The organism is Mycobacterium sp. NGS29, from assembly GCF_059812965.1.
Genome location: NZ_JCALDR010000001.1, coordinates 112,922 through 127,965 on the forward strand (window position 1 = coordinate 112,922; position 15,044 = coordinate 127,965).

15 protein-coding genes and 1 pseudogene are annotated in these 15,044 nt (G+C 66.9%); 3 read left to right on the plus strand and 13 right to left on the minus strand.

Annotated elements, in window-relative coordinates:
• The first annotated feature begins 48 nt into the window (after positions 1 to 48).
• On the plus strand, positions 49 to 840 hold the full coding sequence (locus AC5Y5Z_RS00545) for an SDR family NAD(P)-dependent oxidoreductase (RefSeq protein ID WP_499922790.1): 792 nt from the start codon (positions 49 to 51) through the stop codon (positions 838 to 840).
• A 3-nt stretch (positions 841 to 843) separates the two neighbouring features.
• Here AC5Y5Z_RS00545 and AC5Y5Z_RS00550 read toward each other — a convergent pair whose 3' ends face one another.
• From AC5Y5Z_RS00550 to AC5Y5Z_RS00580, 7 genes are all read right to left on the minus strand, one after another.
• Entirely contained in the window at positions 844 to 1,920 is a 1,077-nt protein-coding gene (locus AC5Y5Z_RS00550) for a hypothetical protein (protein WP_499922792.1), read from the minus strand.
• Positions 1,921 to 2,004: 84 nt separating this feature from the next.
• The gene (locus AC5Y5Z_RS00555; RefSeq protein WP_499922793.1) at positions 2,005 to 2,913 is read right to left on the minus strand and encodes an alpha/beta hydrolase; all 909 of its coding nucleotides are present in this window, start codon (positions 2,911 to 2,913) and stop codon (positions 2,005 to 2,007) included.
• On the minus strand, positions 2,910 to 3,734 hold the full coding sequence (locus AC5Y5Z_RS00560) for an SDR family NAD(P)-dependent oxidoreductase (RefSeq protein ID WP_499922795.1): 825 nt from the start codon (positions 3,732 to 3,734) through the stop codon (positions 2,910 to 2,912). The genes AC5Y5Z_RS00555 and AC5Y5Z_RS00560 overlap by 4 nt, the downstream gene beginning before the upstream one ends.
• Positions 3,731 to 4,192, minus strand: coding sequence for a nuclear transport factor 2 family protein (locus AC5Y5Z_RS00565; RefSeq protein ID WP_499922796.1), 462 nt, complete (start codon positions 4,190 to 4,192; stop codon positions 3,731 to 3,733). Before AC5Y5Z_RS00565 ends, AC5Y5Z_RS00560 begins: the two co-directional genes overlap by 4 nt.
• 62 nt (positions 4,193 to 4,254) lie before the next feature.
• Positions 4,255 to 5,244 (minus strand): acyl-CoA dehydrogenase family protein, encoded by a 990-nt coding sequence (locus AC5Y5Z_RS00570; RefSeq protein WP_499923160.1) that lies wholly within the window; start codon positions 5,242 to 5,244, stop codon positions 4,255 to 4,257.
• 35 nt (positions 5,245 to 5,279) lie between these two features.
• Positions 5,280 to 6,425, minus strand: a complete 1,146-nt coding sequence (locus AC5Y5Z_RS00575) for an acyl-CoA dehydrogenase family protein (protein ID WP_499923162.1) — start codon at positions 6,423 to 6,425, stop codon at positions 5,280 to 5,282.
• Positions 6,425 to 7,201 (minus strand): crotonase/enoyl-CoA hydratase family protein, encoded by a 777-nt coding sequence (locus tag AC5Y5Z_RS00580; RefSeq protein WP_499922798.1) that lies wholly within the window; start codon positions 7,199 to 7,201, stop codon positions 6,425 to 6,427. The genes AC5Y5Z_RS00575 and AC5Y5Z_RS00580 overlap by 1 nt, the downstream gene beginning before the upstream one ends.
• A 94-nt stretch (positions 7,202 to 7,295) precedes the next feature.
• On the opposite strand from AC5Y5Z_RS00580, the gene AC5Y5Z_RS00585 reads away from it, so the two are divergent.
• On the plus strand, positions 7,296 to 9,176 hold the full coding sequence (locus AC5Y5Z_RS00585) for a flavin-containing monooxygenase (protein WP_499922800.1): 1,881 nt from the start codon (positions 7,296 to 7,298) through the stop codon (positions 9,174 to 9,176).
• Positions 9,173 to 10,053, plus strand: a pseudogene (locus AC5Y5Z_RS00590) (SDR family NAD(P)-dependent oxidoreductase). Before AC5Y5Z_RS00585 ends, AC5Y5Z_RS00590 begins: the two are co-directional and overlap by 4 nt.
• On the opposite strand, the gene AC5Y5Z_RS00595 reads toward AC5Y5Z_RS00590, so the two are convergent.
• From AC5Y5Z_RS00595 to AC5Y5Z_RS00620, 6 genes are all read right to left on the minus strand, one after another.
• A complete protein-coding gene (locus tag AC5Y5Z_RS00595; RefSeq protein ID WP_499922802.1) occupies positions 9,994 to 10,677 on the minus strand; it encodes a Dabb family protein in 684 nt (227 codons plus the stop codon). The pseudogene AC5Y5Z_RS00590 and the gene AC5Y5Z_RS00595 sit on opposite strands and share 60 nt — an antisense overlap.
• The gene (locus AC5Y5Z_RS00600) at positions 10,670 to 11,017 is read right to left on the minus strand and encodes a hypothetical protein (protein ID WP_499922804.1); all 348 of its coding nucleotides are present in this window, start codon (positions 11,015 to 11,017) and stop codon (positions 10,670 to 10,672) included. The genes AC5Y5Z_RS00595 and AC5Y5Z_RS00600 overlap by 8 nt, the downstream gene beginning before the upstream one ends.
• Positions 11,010 to 11,933 carry a LipP1 family hormone-sensitive lipase gene (gene lipP1 / locus AC5Y5Z_RS00605; protein WP_499922806.1) on the minus strand — a complete coding sequence of 308 codons (924 nt, stop codon included), beginning with the start codon at positions 11,931 to 11,933 and terminating at the stop codon, positions 11,010 to 11,012. The genes AC5Y5Z_RS00600 and lipP1 overlap by 8 nt, the downstream gene beginning before the upstream one ends.
• The gene (locus AC5Y5Z_RS00610; RefSeq protein ID WP_499922808.1) at positions 11,930 to 12,730 is read right to left on the minus strand and encodes an IclR family transcriptional regulator; all 801 of its coding nucleotides are present in this window, start codon (positions 12,728 to 12,730) and stop codon (positions 11,930 to 11,932) included. The genes lipP1 and AC5Y5Z_RS00610 overlap by 4 nt, the downstream gene beginning before the upstream one ends.
• A gap of 143 nt (positions 12,731 to 12,873) precedes the next feature.
• Complete coding sequence (gene bphC, locus AC5Y5Z_RS00615) at positions 12,874 to 13,782, minus strand: biphenyl-2,3-diol 1,2-dioxygenase (protein ID WP_499922812.1); 909 nt, start codon at positions 13,780 to 13,782, stop codon at positions 12,874 to 12,876.
• A gap of 15 nt (positions 13,783 to 13,797) precedes the next feature.
• Positions 13,798 to 14,982, minus strand: a complete 1,185-nt coding sequence (locus tag AC5Y5Z_RS00620) for an acyl-CoA dehydrogenase family protein (RefSeq protein ID WP_463824646.1) — start codon at positions 14,980 to 14,982, stop codon at positions 13,798 to 13,800.
• Positions 14,983 to 15,044 lie beyond the last annotated feature (62 nt).

The following is a 15,044-nucleotide window of genomic DNA, read 5'->3' on the forward strand; positions in this document are numbered from 1 at the left end:
GCCGGGGGTGCCGAACAGCCGGCCGCACCCGTCCTACAATTCGCTTCGATGAATGTTGCGGTGGTCACCGGGGCCAGTCGCGGTGCCGGACGCGGTATCGCGGCGGCATTGGCCGCCAAGGACTGGCGGGTGTATGCCACCGGTCGCACCATCACCGATGCTCCGCCCGGTGGGATTGCGGTGCGCCTCGATCACCGTGACGACGACGCGGTGGCCGCATTGTTCGAGCGGGTTCGTGCCGATCATGGCGGCCTGGACCTGCTGGTCAACAACGCCGCGGCGGTGTCCGATGATTTGGTGAACCCAAAGCCGTTCTGGGAGAAGCCTCTTGAGCTTGTCGACGTACTCGATGTCGGCCTGCGATCGAGTTACGTCGCGTCGTGGTATGCCGCACCCCTGCTGGTCGCACGGGGCCGCGGGCTGATCGCGTTCACGTCGTCACCAGGCTCGGTGTGCTACATGCACGGTGCTGCCTACGGCGCCCAGAAGGCCGGGGTGGACAAGATGGTCGCCGACATGGCAGTGGATTTCGGCGGCACGGGCGTCGCGACGGTCTCGATCTGGATGGGCATCTTGCTCACCGAGAAGCTGCGCGGCGCCTTCGCAGCTAACCCGAAGGCGCTGGCCAAGACGGCAGAACACGCCGAAACCCCGGAATTCACCGGCTATTTGATCGATGCGCTGTACGGCGATCCGGAACTCGGCGCGCTGAGTGGCCAGACGTTCATCGGCGCCGAACTCGCCGAGCGGTACGGCATCACCGACGAGGACGGCCGCCGACCGCCGTCGCACCGTCACCTCGGTGCGCCGCGCACACCCAGCACGGTCGTGGTGCGCTGAAGCTCAGGCCAACTCAAAAGCACTGATGGGCGCCGCCTCTGGATACTGCGCCGGACCGCCGATGTCGAAAGCGGCATTGAGGGCGGCGACGAACTCCGGATTGTGCAGCGGCTCGCTGGGTATGTCGAGCTTGATGCCCCTGGCATTGACGTCGTCGACCATGATGTCGACGGCCTTGTCTGCGGTCAGGTCGTCGGTGCCCTCCATGTTCTTCTTCAGTTCGTCGAGGTCGGAGAAGACCTCGGCCGACCAGTGCACCAAGAAACGGAGTTCGTCGGTGTGGTGGCGGCCAATCACCTCGTGCCCATTCTTGAGCAACCACTGATCGCGGTCGCCGGGGTCGCCGGTGAACACGGTGTCGAACCCCAGCCCGGCCGGAATCTGGTGTTCCAGCGGGCCGTTGGCCTCGCCGCGGTGCACCATCATTTCGTTCTGCACCACCACGCCGCGGTTGTAGATCGGCGGCAACACCCGCTGAGGTGCCTTGAGCGGACCGTCGGGCCAGTAGGTGAATCCGCTGGTGCTGTCGAGGGAAAACCACGTGATCACCTGCGCCGTCTTGATCAGGTACTCGGTGAACAGGCCGGACTTGCCCATCACACTGGTGAGCCAGGTAGGTGCGTTCTCGTGCCGCACGCCGCGGAAGCTCGGCGAATCCAGGTGCCCCGGATCGCGATTGGCGCAGGGGCCGTTGATGTTGAACAGCATCAACTGCGGCTTGGCGTATTCGGCACCCCAGTAGCTCTTGGCCATCTCCAGGAACCGGGCGTGATAGAAGCAGTCGTGCAGTTGCGGGTAGAGCACCGCGCCATAGTTGGCCAGGTAGCCGCGGAACGTCGGGGTCAAGAAGAGGTCCAGGGACGGCGTGTAACCCTCGGGGAACAGACCGCTCATCGTCGCGATCAACTCATCGGCGGAGGCGAAATGTTGGGAAATGATCAGCCGCCATGGACCTTCGGTGCGGACCACGTCGAGTAACCGCTCGCGTTGATCATCGGTGTAGACGTCAGCGACTTCGCGGGGCGGTGCGGCGGGACGCAGCACATCCGATAGCTCTTCGCGGCGCTGTGCGGAATGCATCACGTGTCTCCTTGTCGCAGTTGCTTGTTCAATCGTGTGGGGTGCGGGCCCGGGCAGTGTCCGGGGTGTCCGGTGACCGGGACGTTAGAAGGGAACGCCGTTGGCGAGTTTGGCGCGCAGCAAGGCTCCGAGTTCGGCGATGGCCAACCGGCCCCGCGCGGTCGCCCCGGGCCGCATCAGGAAACCGTGATACATCCCGGGGTAGCGGGTCAGGGTGGTCTGCACGCCTGCGTCGCACAGCCGGGCCGCATAGCGCTCTCCCCAGTCGCGGATCGGATCGCAACCTGCGGTGACCACGATGGCCGGTGGGAGACCGGACAGGTCAGCTGCGTAGGCCGGAACCAGGTACGGGTCACCGGGTGCGCCGGCGTCCCCGTCGGCCACCGCGTGCAGGAAGTCGATGTCGTCGCGGCTGAGCATCGGTGCGTCAGCGAGCGACGTGATGGACGGAGCGGTCATGTCGCGATCCAGTCCGGGATACAACAGCACCTGAGCGCAGAGCCGTGGCCCGCCGCGGTCGCGGGCAGCCAGGGCGACCCCGGCCGCCAGTGATCCACCGGCGCTGTCGCCGACGACGACGAGCCCGTCGACCCATGGCTGACGTGCGGCCCACTCGGCCGCGGCATAGGCGTCGTCGAACTGGGCAGGGGGCGGGTATTCCGGCGCGAGCCGATATTCGACCGACACGACCGTTGCACCGGAGGTCGATGCCAGCGCGCGGGCGAGCGGTTCGAAGGAATGGTTGGAACCCATGACCATGCCGCCGCCGTGGAAGTAGACCAGCGCCGGTCCGACGGAATCGCTGGTCGGCCGGTAGACCCGGACCGGAACGGAACCGGCGAAAGCGTCGTCGATGCAGACCATCTCGGCCATGTCGTCGGGCAGCGGAGCAGCTTCGATCGCGGCACGTATCGCGGCCAGGCCGCGCTGCCGCATCGGCGGCAGCGGACCGAACGACGCCACCCGTGCGGCCGCGTCCGGATCCAGACTCATGTCAGCTCTGGGCAACGTTGTGTGGCAAGGGATTCGGCGCGGTCGCGCATGGCGTCGACGACCGACGGTTGGGTCACCAGATAGAAGCGTCCCTGGGCCGCCTGCTCGAACAGCGTCGCGGCGGCCGCCCACGGATCCATGGCCGTGGCCTTGACGTCGAGCATGGCTCGCCGTTGCTTCTCTGCCATGCCCACATCGCCGTTCAGGTCGACCCCGCCGGCGGACTCGAAGATGTTAGAGGTCACCGCACCCGGCAGGACAGCCTGGACGTGAATGTGGTTGTCGTGCCCGGCGGTTGCCACCTCCAGACGCAGACATTCGGTCATTGCCAGGACCGCGTGTTTGCTCATGATGTAGGGCGTTTGCAACGGGATTGCCACCACCGCACCGACCGACGAGAGATTCCATACCCACACCTGTTGCCGGGTTGCCATCATCTTCGACAGAAATGCTCTGACGCCGTGGAAGACTCCGCTGATGTTGACGTCGACGACGCGCTGCCAGTTGGCCAGCGGTGTGTCCCACAGGTAGCCGAATTGCTCGACCCCGGCGTTGTTCACCAGTAGCCGGACCGGACCCAGCTCCCGGTAGGTGCGGTCGGCCAACTCCTGAACAGCACCCGCGTCGCGGACGTCGCACACCACGTCAACGGCGCGGTCGCCGAGTTCGTCGCGCAGCGACGCCACCGCCGCGGCATCGATGTCGGCGAGCACCACCGTCATGCCCAGGTGGCTCGCGTACCGCGCCAGCCCGGCGCCGATTCCGGCACCGGCCCCGGTGATGACGGCAACGCCGCCGGCGAAAGTGTCGCGGGCGCTCACGACCCGGTGGCGGCATGCCGCTCGGCGAGCAGCACCGAGTTGGTGGTGTCCAGCACGACGTCGATGTCGGTGAACTGCAACCCGTCGGCCGTGCGGCGGACACCCACCTCAGCGACGCCGCTGGACACCGCGAACGGCACGAAGTTCGCGACTTGGTTGACGAAGATGTAGAACCGCGCCCGGTCGACGGCGGTCCGGTGCACATTGGTGGCGTGGTGCCGCAACGGGTAGGGGCTCTGCTCTCGGTGTTGGGACAGCCACTCCATGACCGCATCGCGGCCACGCAGCTCCGGCGACATCAGTTCCTCGAAAGGGCTTGTGCCACTGTCGCTTCTGCTGACATAGCGGATGTCTTCGGTGAAGCATGCGGTGAGCTCGTCGTAGTGCGCCGCGTCGTAGTGGTACCAGAAGCCGGCGATGAACTCCTGCAATTCCGGCAGCGTGATGTCGTTGCTCATGGGGCCAGTCAACCCTGCTGAATCAGGGATGAAACCCGGCTTGTCCGGTCAGTGGAACACCATCAGGACCCGGTGATCAGACCCCACAGTCCGCCTGCACTCGCATACAGGGCCGCGTCGGTCACCTGATCGTCCCAGTACCGCAGCGAACCGAACTCCGAGCGCCAGGCCAGCGCGGCCCGGGTGAATTCGTGCAAACGGTGCTCACGGGTGGTACCGATGGCGCCGTGCACCTGATGGGCATTGCGCACCGCCACCGAGGTCGCGTGCCCCGCACACGAACGCGCCACGGCCACCAGGAACTCCAGGTCGGGCGCCGTCCAATCGCTGGCGACCCCGGCGGTCGACGCGGCTTCGGTCGCTGCCCGGGCGAGCGCGGCTTCGGCGGCCAGGTCGGCGACGAGATGTTGTACCGCTTGGAATTTGGCCAGGGGGCGACCGAACTGGGTACGGGCAGTCACATGCTCGATGCACAACTGCAGGATTCGGTCGAGTGCGGCGCACACCTGAATCGCACGCACCAACCCCGATCTCAGCCGCAACTGGGTGATCTGGGCCAGGGTCACCGGTAACCCGGGCAGGTCGGTGACGTCGACGGTCACCTCGTCCCGTGGCTCACCGACCAGGTTGCTGCCAGGCATGATGTGCAGGTCGTCGACCGGGAGATCGGCGGCACGGTATCCGCCCTGCGCCCGCCACACCACCACGACGTGATCCGCCGCGGCCGCCCACGGCACACCGCTGGCGCGTCCGTGCTTGTCGAGCATGCACACCGTCCGCACCGCCGCGCCGGCCGGCGCCCCCAGTGCCGCCAACAGCCAGCACGCCAGTAAATCGTGCTCCGCCAACGGGATTCGAACGCCATGGGACGCCGCGGCGCCCAGCAATTCGGCCGCTTCGTACCACCCGGCGCCGCTGCCCCCGTCCTGCTCGGCGCCGGTGAGTCGCACCAGGCCCAGTTCGTCGAGTTGCTGCCACAGCGCGCGATCCAGTTCGGCCGTCGTCGCGGGCGCCGGCTTGGCGCGGTAGTCGGCGAAGACGGAGTCCATCATGTCGACCAGGTCCCGGTCGACGACCGTCCGGCCGGTCACCGTAACCCCAATCCGCGGGCGATGACCCCACGCAACACCTCGTTGGTGCCCCCGCGCAGCGTGAAACCCGGTCGCTGGTCGACCGCCGCCCGGACCAACTCCGTGTAGATCGCGTCGGGGGCATCCAGCACGTCGGCGAACTCCGCGATATCTCCCTCGGTCGTGGTACCCAGCACCTTGACCACCGCGGCCGGGATGTCGGCCGGATCGTGGCGCTCGAGGGCGCCGGCCACCGCGGTCGACATGTGATGCAGGCCCGCGACACGGGCCACCAGCCGCCCCAGACCCGCATCGCGGGGAATCGCGTTGGCGGCCATCCGATCCGCGCAGACCGCCAGCAGCGGGAAGGTGGACAGGAATCGCTCGGGGCCACTGCGTTCGAAGGCCAGCTCGGACGTGACTTGCCGCCAGCCGTCGCCGATCTCACCGAACACCATGTCATCGGGCACCACCGCACTGTCCAGGATGACCTCGTTGAAATGGTGGGCGCCGTTCATCGAGATGATCGGGCGGATCTCGATGCCGGGACTGCGCAGGTCCACGATGAACTGGCTCAGGCCCGCATGCCGGTGCTGCGGGTCCACCGGTTCGGTACGGGCCAGCGCGATGAACGCTTCGGCGACATGGGCGCCGGAGGTCCACACCTTCGTGCCGGACAGCGACCAGCCGCCCTCGACCCGCTCGGCTCGGGTACGCACGCTGGCCAGGTCGGAACCGGAATCCGGCTCGCTCATCCCGATGCCGAAGAAACATTCCCCGCGCACGATCCGCGGCAGAAAACGCTGCTTCTGCGCTTCGGTGCCGTACTTGAGCAGCGACGGGACTATCTGACGATCGGCGATCCAATGCGCCGCGACCGGGGCGCCGGCGGCCAGCAGCTCCTCGGTGACCACGAAGCGGTCGGTGAAGGTGCGGCCGTGCCCGCCGTACTCGGTCGGCACCGTCATGCCCAGCCACCCGCGTTCAGCCAGCGCGGCGGTGAAGTCCTCGTCCCACTGCGACAACCAGGCGTCGACCGACGGGACGAATGTGCCTGCGGCCAGCTGCTCGGCGATGAACGTGCGCACCTCGGCCCGCAGCGACGCGGTCTCGTCGGTCTCGATGCCGGCCGCAGGCACCAACCGCGGGGGCGCGGTAGCCATCAGCTTGTCCGCCACTTGGCGATGCGCTGCTCGTGCTCGGGATCGCGGTGCGCCAGCGGCTGCATGGCGGCGGCCATTCCCAGCGTCGACTCGAGCGACCCGGTGCGCGACTCCTGCAGCAGCCGCTTGGCCATCCGCAATGCGTGCGGCGGGTTCTTAACGATCCGTTCGGCCAGCTCCCGCGCTGCCGGGAGCAGGTCTTCGTGCGGTACCACCCGGGTGACCAGACCCCACTCCAGCGCGGTCGCAGCGTCGATCCGGTCCCCGGTGAACGTCATCTCGGCGGCCCGTTGGTACCCGACGACGCGCTGCAGGAACCAGCTGCCGCCATCGCCGGGGATGAGGCCGAGTTGGACAAAACTCTCCGCGAAAGATGCACGCTCAGAAGCGATCCGGATATCGCACATGGTCGCCAGGTCACAGCCGGCGCCAATGGCGGCGCCGTTGATCGCACCGATCAAGGGGACTTCGAGCCGGGCCAGGGCCCGGGGGATGCGCTGAATTCCGTCGATATAGGCATGCCGTTGGTCAAGGGGACTCAGCCCGAACATGCCGGCCTGGTCGGCCATCTCCTTGACGTTGCCGCCCGCCGAGAAGATCTTGCCTGCAGCGGTTAGAATCACGGCGCGGACCTCGGTGTCGGCGTTGGCGTGGTCGACCGCAGTCTCGAACGCGGCGATGACGTCCTTGCCGGTGATCGCGTTACCCACGCTGGGCAGGTTGATCGTCCAGGTCCGGATCGGTCCGTCGGAGGCGATGTCCAAAGCGTTGCTCATGCTGGCCACTGTAGGGAGTCCGATTTCGGGCTCGTGTCCCGCTCAGAGGAAAGACTCGTCGTCGACCTGCTCGCCGGCTCCGATACTGACGGGCATGCCCACGCTCGATCCCGGAGAACTCCGGCGCAACCTGCAGCAGGCTGACCCGGGCGTCCTGGTCGCCGTGCTGGCTCAGCTCACCGGCGACCCGTCGGTGGTCGACACATTCGGCCCGCGCATCTCACACATCCCCGACCCACCGGAACGCGCCGGGGTCGCCGATGCGGCCACCGCGCAGGCATTGGTCACCGCGGTGATGGCTGCCCTGGATCGGCCCGCCGCGCCGGTCGCGGACCCGGCGCTGTTCCAGCGACTGTTGCCGGTGGCGCTGGGCAGTGAAGTGGACGACGAATTCGTGCCGCTGCTGCTCGAACAGGGTGGTTTTCAGCCTTCCCAGCCGACGTTGCCGCGCACCGTGCCGATTCCGTCGTCGACGACGGTGGCGATCGTCGGCGCGGGCCTGGCCGGCATCGTCACCGCACTAACCGCCACCGACGCCGGCGTCGCCTTCGAGATCTTCGACCGCAACGACGAGGTCGGTGGCACCTGGCTGACGACCACCTACCCAGGCATCGGCGTCGACACACCGTCGGCGTACTACTCGTTATCGCGCGAGGTGAATCCGGAATGGAGCAGCTACTACCCGCAGGGCGCCGAGTACCAGGCGTATCTGGTGGCGCTGGCTGACAAGTACGGGCTGCGTGCCCATACGCGGTTCGGCACCGAGGTCGAAGCGCTGTGGTGGGATGAGGACAATTCCCGGTGGCAGATCCACGCCGTCGACCGGCACGGCAACCGCTTCGTCAGCCACGCCCGGGTGGTGGTCACCGCGGCCGGTTACCTCAACCGCCCCCGCTGGCCGGACCTACCGGGCCGAGAAACCTTTGCGGGCACCAGCATTCACTCAGCACAGTGGGACCCGGCGCCGGAGCTGACCGGACAGCGGATCGCCGTCGTGGGCGCTGGATGCACCGCCGTGCAGATCGTCGATGCCTGTGTCGATCAGGTCGCACACCTGACACTGTTCCAGCGACAACCGCATTGGGTGGCGCCGCGTAAGCGACCGACCGACGACGTCCCGGAATACCGCCGATACCTCGGGCGCCATCTGCCGCATTACGCGAAATGGCACCGGCTGAAGTCGTTCTGGGGCACCGCGGACAACAACTACCCGGTCATTCTGCGAGACCCGGACTGGGCTGAATCGCATCTGTCGATCTCACCGGCCAACGACGTGCTGTTGCAGATATGTCTGGACTACATCGACCGGACCTTCGGTGCGGGAAGCGAATTGGCGAAGAAGGTCACGCCTGACTTCGCGCCCTACGGAAAGCGGATCATCCGCGATCCCGGCGGCTACTACGCGGCGCTGACCCGCGACCATGTCGACGTCGAGGCCCGTGAACCCGCGGCGGTCAACCCCGCAGGCATCGTCACCCAGGACGGCAGACAGCTCGACCTCGACGTCATCATCTACGCCACCGGATACCACCTCGACTTCTTGTCCACCATCGACATCCGCGGGCGGGACGGGCGCAGGCTGGCCGACGAGTGGGGCGACAGCCCGGCTGCCTACCGCGGCGGCACTGTGCCGGGCTTTCCCAATCTGTTCATCAACTCTGCACCCAACTACAGCCCCGGCCACGGCGCAGGCGCCAATTTCTCGATGGAGGTGATGGCGCACTACATCGTCGAGTGCCTGCAACTGATGGCGCTGCGCGCGGCGACCACGATGGAAGTGACCCGCGAGGCGTACGAGGAGTATGTGGCCGGAATCGACGAGGCGATGGCCGGCACGGTCTGGTGCCACACTCCCAACGCACACACCTACTACCGTTCCGGTTCGGGCCGGGTCGTGGTGGCCACCCCGTACCGGTTGGTCGACCTCTGGCATCAGCACCGCGCGCCGGTCGAAGAGCATTTCGAGTTGCGATGACGGGATTGCTCTGCGACCGAACGGCTTTGGTGACGGGCAGCAGTCGCGGGATCGGCCGCGCGATTGCCCGGCGACTCGCCGCCGAGGGTGCCACCGTCGTAGTGACGGCGCGCTCGCTGGAGCCCTCGCAGTCGGTGCGTGGCGGGATCGGCTCGGCGCTGCCCGGAACAATCGGTGAGACGATTGCACTGATCGAGGCCGCGGGGGGTCGGGCGATCGGCGTGGCGGCTGACTTGGAAGATGCCGCGCAGCGCGACGGACTCATCAATGCGGTGCTCGACCGCACCGGCCGTATCGACATCCTGGTGAACAATGCGGGTTTCGCCGACTACGCGATAGTGGAGGACATGTCGCTGCAGACTTTCGACCGAACGGTCGACCACTACCTGCGGATACCGTTCTTGTTGACCAAAGCCGCTGTCCCGCAGATGCGTAACCAGGGCGCCGGCTGGATCGTCAACATCGGGTCGGTCACCGGGGTGGCACCGGTGCGTCCTTTCCGGGATTACAACAAGACCGCCGGCGACGTCGTCTACGCAGCGTGCAAGGCTGCGCTGCACCGTTTCACGCAGGGGGTGGCGGCCGAGTTGCTGGACGCCAATATCGCGGTCAACTGTGTGGGTCCTTCGACAGCAGTGCGCACTCCCGGTGCCGCGCAACTGATTCCGGAGACGTTCCCGACCGAACCGGTCGAGTACCTGGCCGAAACGGTGCTGGCGATGTGTCAGCTACCCGCTGCCGAGCGCACGGGTGTGGTGGCGTTCAGCCTGCATTACCCGTGGTCACACAGCCTGCCGGTGCATTCGCTGACGGCCTGTCAGTGCTTCCGTCGCTCGAGCCCCCCGCGACCGCCAGCCCCAATATCCCCGTCGGATAACCGCTCCCAGTGCACAGTCGCGGGCAGCGTGCAGAAACTGTGGCACACCCGATCGCGAACGATGACCTCGGGGCATTCCGGGTCGAACCACCGGTCCACCACCGCCCAGTGGATCGGATGCATCAGATAGGGACCGACCAGACCGTCGGCGTCGGTAAAGGCCTGCTCGAACACGTGCGTCCACCGCGTCTCGCCGACCGCTTCGTCGACCCTGCTCAGCTGCCATGCGGTGATGGTGTTCACGTAGCGCGGCATGGACCGGAGTTCGTCCTCGAACCGCGCGATGGTGTCACCGCCGGTGCCGGGTGTGACCCGCAGCAGCAAAGTGCGGTAAACCGTACCGCGGGTGCAGTGGGTGCGGACCGGGTGACCCGGATAGTTGGCCCCGTTGATTCGCGTCACCCCGGGATCCCCGACGGCCGCCGTGAAATCTGCTGCGAGTGCGTGCCATTCGTCTTCGGAGGCAAAGCGCAGGTGAATGAGAACATCGCCGCCGTTGCGGGAACCGGGCATCGTCGGCTGTGCGATCCAGTACGGCGCGCGAGCCGCGACCGCTCGCACGTCGGCGATGATCCGGTCGCGGTCACACGCGGCTACGTCCAGCAACCTGGTGACGCTATACATCGCAGAGACCGTCGATGTCCTGCGGGGCCGCGGCGAAAGACCGCGACCGTTGCTCCACCAAGTCGGCTATCCGCGACCACCAATGGGCGAGAGCGGGATCCGATCGCCCCTGCCAGGTCATCTCCCACCAAGCCTGCACACGGGGCAAGGTCCAGGTGATCGTGACGGTGTTGACGTCGTCGTCGAACCAGATCGGCGGGCTCACCAGGACGTCGCGCAGTGTCATGCCCCGATTCCGCGCGCCCGGGGCATAGTCGGCGAGGTAAGCAGTCACGAATTCGCGGGCACACCCCCGCCGGGTGACAACCCGGTCGATCACCACCACTTCTCCGTCAGGCATGGGACGACCCCACAACCGCGTGCAGCGCCGCGCAGGCCTGCTGCCGAGCAGCAATTGCGATGTCCAGAGCAGGCATGCTCATGAAACCGTGTATGCCGCCGTCGAATTGAGTCCGCATCACGGTTACGCCGGCGGCCTGTAGGGCGTCCGCATAAGCCGATGCCTCGTCGCGCAGCGGATCGTGTCCGGCGATCACCAGCACGGCGGGCGGCAGACCCCGCAGGTCGGCGTGCAGCGGCGCGGCGTACGGGTGGGTGCGATCTGCCGGCCGAGGCGCGTACTGGTCCCAATACCACTGCATGGCCGGCTTCGGGTTGTAGTAACCGCTTCCGAACAGCCGGTAGGACTCGGTATCGAAGTCGGCCGCCAGCACCGGATAGATCAGCAGCTGCGCGGCGAGCGCCGGTCCGCCGCGATCACGTGCCATCAGCGTGGTCACCGTGGCCAGGTTGCCACCTGCGCTGTCTCCGCCAACCGCGATACGGCCGGTCTTGGCGCCGAAGGCTCCGGCGGCCGCCGCAGCGGTGACCGCGTACATGTCTTCTGCCGCGCCCGGCCAGCGATGTTCCGGCGCCAGCCGATAGCCTACCGAAATAACAACGGCTGGAACCAGATTGGCGAATGCACGACACAGGCCGTCGTGGCTGTTCAGATCGCAGAACACGAACCCGCCGCCGTGGGCGTACACCAGCACCGGCAGATCGTCACCGTGTGGCCGGTAGATCCGCACCGGGATGTCGCCGCCGGGGCCGGCGACGACGTCGTCGCGAACGTCGGCTACGTGTTCGGGCTCGATTGGTGGAACGAGGCGCGCCCGGATCGCCGCTCTGGCTTGGGCGCCGGACATGGTGTGCACCGGCGGAAATCCCGCGTCGAGCGTCTCCAGCAGCGCGGCGATCTGCGGATCGAGGATCACGCGTATTGCAGCGCGGGGCGCAGCGGTCGCAGCGGCTGCAGGGTCGGAGCGACGCGTTGCGGGCCGTCCTCGACATTGCGCCAGATGCCCATCGCGATCATGCGGACCGGGGCGGCCAGCCGCTGGTCGAACATCATGCGGTTCATGGGACCACACACCGACACCGCCGCCACGGCTTCGGCGGCGGTACCGATCGGGGCGGCGACGCAACCGAATCCGAGTAACGATTCCTCCCGCTCGTAAGCGACGCCGTGAGCGCGCACCTTCGCCAATTCGACCGTGAGCTGGGACCCGGTGGAGATGGAGTACCTGGTCTTACGCACCCGCAGGTCCACGGTGGAGTCTCCGTCGCGGTAGGCCAGCATCGCCTTGCCCACTGCCGTGCAGTGCGCCGGCTGACGACCGCCAACGCGGGTGGGCAGCGCGCTCCCGATGCGCTCGCCGACCTTGTCCAGGTACACCACGTCGGTACCGTCCAGCACTGCCAGATGTACGACAAGACCTGTGGCGCAGTGTAATTCAGCTAGCAGCGGTTTGGCGGCGCGGACCAGCCGATCCTGGTGGACCGCCAGCGAACCCAACTCGACCAGCCGCATTCCGAGTTCGTAGTCCCGTCCGCTGCGCCGCAACCACCGCAGCTGTACCAGTCGCTCGAGCATCCGGTGCGCCGACGATCGGGGCAGACCGGTGCGGCGCACGATCTGGGCCAAGGTGAGCCGCCCGGGTCCGTCGAAGGCGTCCAGGACCAGGGAGATGCGGTCGATGACGGCGCTGGGGGTTTCGACGGTGCCCGACATGCAACCTCCTACATGGAATATTCCTAATAGGAATACCACACGAGTGTGTCGGCTGTCACCCTCACCTGCCGAGCAGACGCAGAATCGTCCAAATCATTGCCCCGTGATGCGATTCTGCGTCTGCTCGCGCCACCTCGCGCCACTTACATCCGCATCGCCGCGGGCGGCTCGTCGATCCACTGGTGCCCCCAATAGCTGTCGGCGGTGATTTCCTCTGCGGTGTAGGAGGTTTCGTCGACGCGCATACCCTCGGTGCCGAACTCGATGTCCCAGTCGCCGGGGGCACGCACATAGAACGACACCATCTTGTCGTTGGTGTGGCGTCCCAGCGTGGACGACACCTGGAAGCCGTCGGCATTGACGCGGTCTAGTGCCTGCCCGACAGCGTCGAGGGTGTCCACTTCGACCATGACATGGACCAGTCCCGGGTCGCGCTGATGCATCGCGGGAGCTATGGCCAAACTGTGGTGGCGGGCATTGATACCCAGGAATCTGACCCGGATCGGTCCGAACTCGGCGGGCAGCGGTATCCGAAACGCGCCACGCGACCGGAATCCCAGCACCTCGGTGTAGAAGTCGAACAACCCGTTAGGGTCCCGCGCCGGTACGACCACATGACCCAGGCCCTGGTCGCCCGTCACGAACTTCGCGCCGAATGGTGTGACGACCGGGCTGTGGTCCAGCACGGCGCCGTGAAACACCTCCAGGGTAGTGCCGGCCGGGTCCTCGAAGGTGATGACCTCTTCGACCCGGCGGGCGTCGGCTTCCCCGACTGACAACTCCTTGACCGGGACGCCGGCGCCGTCCAGCGCGGCCTTGACCCGCCGCAACGCGGCACGGTCGCGGACCTCCCAGCCGACGGTGATCACCCGGTCGGTCTCGCCAGGCACGACGATGATGCGGGCGGCCCGCTCATCCATCCGCAGGTACAACGCATCCGGGTCGGGGCCCTTCCCCTCGGCGAACCCCAGCACGCCGAATGCGAACTTGCGCCATCGCTCGATGTCAACGGTCGAAACTGTAATGTAGCCAAGGCTTTTCAAGTCACTCACGGACAACTCCTCAGATCAGATCAGTGCGCGCAGCGGCCCCATCGGCGGTTCCACGCCGAACGAGCTGAGCGCCGAGGCGTGGTAGGTGGAGCCGGGTACATGGATGGCATGCATCTGGCCGACGTGCACGTCGCGCCAATAGCGTTGCAACGGCTTGTCCATTCGCGAGGCGTTGCCGCCCGAGCGGGCGAAGATCTCGTCGACGGCCGATACCGCCCGCCACACCGCGCGCACCTGGGTGCGCCGGCCGGCGGCGCGGTCGGCGAAGGACACCTCCTTGCCGGCGGCGACCATGTCATAGATGCGGTCGGCGTTGGCCAGCAGCTCCTGGCGCGCGGCGTTGATGTCGGCAGCGGCTTCGCCGATGGCGTACATGACGTAGGGATCGTCCTTGATTGCAGTCCCGGTCGCGCCGACCCGCTCCCGCTGGTAGTCCAGGTGCGCAGCCAGCGCCCCTTCGGCGATCCCGATGGTGGCCGCGGAGATGCCCAGCGGGAACATCGTCGACCACGGCATCAGGTAGAGCGGTTCAGTCATCCCGGCCTCGCGCTGCGCGGTGCCGTCCATCACCTTGGTCGCGTCCATGGTCCGGTACGTCGGCACGAATGCGTCGGAGACGACGACGTCCTTGGACCCGGTCCCGCGCAGCCCCACCACATTCCACGAGTCGTCGACGATCTGATAATCCTTGCGCGGCAGGATCATGTGGATCATCTTCGGGGGCATCAGCGGTACGCCCTCGGAGTCGGCCAGCATTGCGCCCAGGATGATCCAGTCGCAGTGGTCGGTGCCGGAACTGAATTGCCAGTGTCCGTTGAACAGGTAGCCGCCGTCGACCGGCTTGGCCACGCCCTGCGGCGCGTAGGGGGATGCCATCCAGGTGTCGACGTCGTCGGCCCAGATCTCGGCGGCGACCTTCGGGTCGGCGTAGGCCAACTGGTAGGGATGCACGCCGACCACGCCGACGATCCAGCCGGCCGCCGGATCCAGTGCCGCAGTTGCCATCGTCGTCTCGGCGAATTCGCGGGGATGCACCTCGAAGCCCTGGTACTGCTTGGTCTGCAGCAGCCGGATCAACCCCACCGACTTCATCATCTTGACGGTGTCGTCGGTGAGCCGGCCGATCCGCTCTGCCTCGGTGGCCTGCTCGCGCAGTTGGTCGGCTAGCTCTACTACTCGGTCAAGTACCCGCTCGCTCATGCTGTCGTCCTAACGTATGTGGGGCTGCATCTGTGTCTACTCCACTGGGCGCTGCGACTCAC

What these genes read in the sequence shown, in the direction of transcription:
- AC5Y5Z_RS00565 (WP_499922796.1), bottom strand. Translation starts at nt 4,192, where the DNA reads ATGAGCAACGACATCACGCTGCCGGAATTGCAGGAGTTCATCGCCGGC.
- AC5Y5Z_RS00600 (WP_499922804.1), bottom strand. Translation starts at nt 11,017, where the DNA reads ATGCCTGACGGAGAAGTGGTGGTGATCGACCGGGTTGTCACCCGGCGG.
- AC5Y5Z_RS00610 (WP_499922808.1), bottom strand. Translation starts at nt 12,730, where the DNA reads ATGTCGGGCACCGTCGAAACCCCCAGCGCCGTCATCGACCGCATCTCC.
- AC5Y5Z_RS00575 (WP_499923162.1), bottom strand. Translation starts at nt 6,425, where the DNA reads ATGGCTACCGCGCCCCCGCGGTTGGTGCCTGCGGCCGGCATCGAGACC.
- AC5Y5Z_RS00550 (WP_499922792.1), bottom strand. Translation starts at nt 1,920, where the DNA reads ATGCATTCCGCACAGCGCCGCGAAGAGCTATCGGATGTGCTGCGTCCC.
- AC5Y5Z_RS00620 (WP_463824646.1), bottom strand. Translation starts at nt 14,982, where the DNA reads ATGAGCGAGCGGGTACTTGACCGAGTAGTAGAGCTAGCCGACCAACTG.
- AC5Y5Z_RS00555 (WP_499922793.1), bottom strand. Translation starts at nt 2,913, where the DNA reads ATGAGTCTGGATCCGGACGCGGCCGCACGGGTGGCGTCGTTCGGTCCG.
- AC5Y5Z_RS00580 (WP_499922798.1), bottom strand. Translation starts at nt 7,201, where the DNA reads ATGAGCAACGCTTTGGACATCGCCTCCGACGGACCGATCCGGACCTGG.
- AC5Y5Z_RS00570 (WP_499923160.1), bottom strand. Translation starts at nt 5,244, where the DNA reads ATGATGGACTCCGTCTTCGCCGACTACCGCGCCAAGCCGGCGCCCGCG.
- AC5Y5Z_RS00585 (WP_499922800.1), top strand. Translation starts at nt 7,296, where the DNA reads ATGCCCACGCTCGATCCCGGAGAACTCCGGCGCAACCTGCAGCAGGCT.
- AC5Y5Z_RS00545 (WP_499922790.1), top strand. Translation starts at nt 49, where the DNA reads ATGAATGTTGCGGTGGTCACCGGGGCCAGTCGCGGTGCCGGACGCGGT.
- AC5Y5Z_RS00595 (WP_499922802.1), bottom strand. Translation starts at nt 10,677, where the DNA reads ATGTATAGCGTCACCAGGTTGCTGGACGTAGCCGCGTGTGACCGCGAC.